This window comes from Brachyspira catarrhinii, from assembly GCF_005518285.1.
GTDB classification, from domain to species: domain Bacteria; phylum Spirochaetota; class Brachyspiria; order Brachyspirales; family Brachyspiraceae; genus Brachyspira; species Brachyspira catarrhinii.
In genome coordinates, this window is sequence record NZ_SJDU01000253.1 from 1 (window position 1) to 3,404 (window position 3,404).

5 protein-coding genes are annotated in these 3,404 nt (G+C 31.4%); 3 read left to right on the forward strand and 2 right to left on the reverse strand.

Annotated elements, in window-relative coordinates; genetic code table 11:
* The 3 genes from EZH24_RS08920 to EZH24_RS08930 form a co-directional block, all read left to right on the forward strand.
* Positions 1-944, forward strand: a 944-nt coding sequence (locus EZH24_RS08920) for an LCP family protein (protein ID WP_137998811.1), incomplete at its 5' end; no start/stop codon positions are given.
* The gene (gene rsfS / locus EZH24_RS08925; RefSeq protein ID WP_170310855.1) at positions 928-1,404 is read left to right on the forward strand and encodes a ribosome silencing factor; all 477 of its coding nucleotides are present in this window, start codon (positions 928-930) and stop codon (positions 1,402-1,404) included. The genes EZH24_RS08920 and rsfS, both read left to right, overlap by 17 nt.
* A 17-nt stretch (positions 1,405-1,421) precedes the next feature.
* Positions 1,422-2,135 carry a hypothetical protein gene (locus tag EZH24_RS08930; RefSeq protein ID WP_137998812.1) on the forward strand — a complete coding sequence of 238 codons (714 nt, stop codon included), beginning with the start codon at positions 1,422-1,424 and terminating at the stop codon, positions 2,133-2,135.
* Here the strand turns inward: EZH24_RS08930 and EZH24_RS08935 are convergent, their stop codons facing one another.
* Both EZH24_RS08935 and EZH24_RS08940 read right to left on the reverse strand, forming a co-directional pair.
* Positions 2,136-2,690 (reverse strand): hypothetical protein, encoded by a 555-nt coding sequence (locus tag EZH24_RS08935; protein WP_236847140.1) that lies wholly within the window; start codon positions 2,688-2,690, stop codon positions 2,136-2,138.
* 33 nt (positions 2,691-2,723) lie between these two features.
* Positions 2,724-3,383 carry an LOG family protein gene (locus EZH24_RS08940; RefSeq protein WP_137998814.1) on the reverse strand — a complete coding sequence of 220 codons (660 nt, stop codon included), beginning with the start codon at positions 3,381-3,383 and terminating at the stop codon, positions 2,724-2,726.
* Between the last annotated feature and the right edge of the window lie 21 nt (positions 3,384-3,404).

Genomic DNA, 3,404 nt, shown 5'->3' on the forward strand with positions numbered 1-3,404 from the left:
ATCTGGCGTTATGGAGAAAGAAAAATCTGGCGTTATGGAGAAATAAAAGAGAAGCGAATATTTCTTTGTCCGAATTATATAAAAATGGAGGAAGGCGAGAAGTTTTTAAAGCGATTGAAATTACTACGGGAAAAAAAATTGCTTATAAAATAACCGTTGATAATAATCAAATTTCGGATATTGTAGATTTGATTGGCGGAGTGAGAATGTATATTGAAGAGCCAATTAACGAAGAAAATCTATCTTTCGATATAGGAGAATGGATTTTTTACGGAAACAAAGTCGTTTCTTACTTGCATTATTTGACTATGGCGGGTTATGAGGAAATAGAAACTTTATACCGATTGGAAGACATTATTATAAATTCTATGATAGGAATCATACAAAATCCCGAACTTAAAAATATAATGCTTTCAAAAGATATGAGAGACAAAATAGCTTCAAGAATGAAATCGAATTTACGCCCGCCAGATATTAAAATTTTATTCGATATGTTGGCAAACAGTAGCGAAAGAACTTTGATTGTGGAATCTGCGGACGCGAATATGAACGAGCGAGGATTATTAACTCCCATATTGGAAGGAGAAGCTTTGATTAAACAGTTGGACGATTTGACTTTATATGTGGGACTTAAAACTCAAAAAAGCGAACTTGAAACGGAAGATGTAAGTTTGATAGTTTTGAACGGCACGGGAATCGGAGGACTTGCCGACAGAATAAGCATAAGAATGAGATATAGAGGTTTTAAGGCGGGAGAATACGGAAATTTTAGAATAAATAATTTGAACGAAAGCGTGGTTCTTATAAGGAACGGACAAATTGAAAAAAGTTTTATAGTGGCGAGAGAATGCAGAATAAATAGAGTTTACGCAAAAACGGACAGAAGACTTTTAAATAACGCCGTTTTAATATTGGGGAACGATTATTATGAAATCACAAGATAAAAACATTAAAAAAAATATTGAAAAAAACATTAACGAAAATAGAGCGAATAAAAAAATTAATAAAAAATTTATCGACAGAGAAAAAGCTAAAGATATAACTTTGAAAGCCGCTAAAATTTTAGACGATAAAAAACTCGAGGAGATAAAAGTTTTGGATTTGGACAATATAACTTCTTTGTCGGATTTTTTTATTTTAGCTACGGCTTCATCTTCGCCACAAATGAAAGCGGGAGCGGACGCGGTTTATAAAGAATTGAAAGAAGAGGGAATATTGCCTTATTCTGAAAACGAAAATACTTCCGAATCTCTTTGGCATTTAAGCGATTACGGTTTTTTGGTTATTCATATATTTACGAAAGAAGGAAGGGAATATTACGATTTGGATAAATTATGGCTCGAAGCTAAAGAAATAGAATTTAATAATAATTTAAATAATAAAAAAAATAAAAAAGAAAAATAAAATGAAAGGAGAATTTCATGAAAAGAACAATTTTTATAACGGCTTTAATTTTTAGTATAGTATTTGCTAAAGAATCTTTTGCAAGCAGCGGATGGCAATTCGGATTAAATATTCCAATCGGAGCGAGTTTCGGATTTTATAAAGTTCGTTTCTCTTCGGACGCTCCTCAAACATATAAAGACAATTACGCTCAAAGAAAATCTTCCGTAGGTTTCGATTCGGGATTGACATTGCAGGTTGGATATTTGATAGGAGATGGCGAAAAAGGAATAAGTTTATTAGCGGATGTCGGATATTCGCATGACACTTTCGCAATAAAAGGAAACGACATAAAAGAATATTATACTTTTGAAAATATGCAACTTGGAATACTTCCTAAATTTCACAAAGGAAATTATGCGGTAGGTTTCGGAATAGGAATCAAAATTCCTTTTCAATTGATTCATACTGCGGAAAGTTATGTTAACAATGTAAAAAGCGAAACTATGACAAAATATAACGTTGACCAATTGGATAGCATTTTTAAAAACGCTCTTATAACTTATGTTAAATTTTCGTTCGATTATTCTTTTTATTTTTCCGAAAAGATTGCGATTCTATTCGGCGCTTATATTGGCGGAGATTTTAATTTGGACGCGAGAGGAACTGAAAAAGTTTATATTGAAAATAGGCATTTATCTTCTTTAGATATAGGTTTGCAATTAGGAGTAAAACTCGGAAACGGATTATAATTACTTTTTGCGGATTTTTTTCATTTTGATTTCATCGTAAAAAGAAATTCGATAAGAATATTTTTTTATCGTTTTATCCAAAGTCTCCAAATCGGGCTTTATATATAACGACACCGAAACCAAATCGGATGTCCACCATAAAATATATTCTTCAAAAGGTTTGTCGTAAAAAGTATAGTATTTAATGTCGGTTTTTGAAACTTCGCCGAACTCTCCGATTAATTTTTCTTTTATATCGTCTATTTTAGATTTTTCCGATGGATAAGAAAATCTCGGATTATTATAACTGTATCCTATATGATTGCAGATTTCTATTCTATATAAATAATTATCGTGAAAATATAAATAATAGGCGGTTTCGTCTTTATCGTTTTTATAAATATTAAGCAAAGTATTATCGTTTAATTCTACGGTTTCAAAAAAATCGGCGTATAGAATTAAATTATAATTGGTAATTTTATCGTTCGCTTCTTCCTCGCTCATTGCGAATTTTAAACTCTTATAACCGTTCAAATCGAAAAATGCGGGAAGTTGAGCGAAAAGAAAATTTCCCATTAAAAAAAATATTATTAAAATTTTCATTTATAATTATTTATTCTTATAAAAATTTTTAATTATATTCAAAGCCTCTTTCGGAGTTTCCATAAAATGAAGCAAATCCAAATCTTCATTGTCTATATATTTTTCTTTAATCATATCTTTTTTTATCCATCCCAAAAGGTCTTTATAAAATTCTTTTCCGTAAACTATCACTGGAATTCTATGCAATACTTTAGTTTGTATTAAAGTTAAGGTTTCAAACATTTCGTCCATAGTTCCAAATCCGCCGGGAAATATTATCAAAGCCTTCGCGTATTTTACGAACATAACTTTTCTTGCAAAAAAATATCTGAATTTAATTTCTTCTTTAACATAAGGATTGGTTTTTTGTTCATACGGAAGTTCTATGCATAATCCAATCGAGTTTCCGTTGGCATCGTAAGCGCCTCTGTTTCCCGCTTCCATTATTCCAGGTCCGCCTCCCGTTATTATGTCGTATTTATTTTTTGCGAGTAATTTCGCCGTTTCGTAAGCCGCCTTATAGTGAGGATGTTCGGGTTTTGTTCTTGCGCTTCCGAAAATCGTCACGCAGTTTTTATAATAAGACATAGTCTCAAAACCTTCTACAAATTCTCCCATTATTCTAAATATACGCCATGATTCTTGTTGCATATCTGAATTTTGTAATTCGTAATTTTCTCTTCTCATTTAGCAATTCTCCAATTTGAT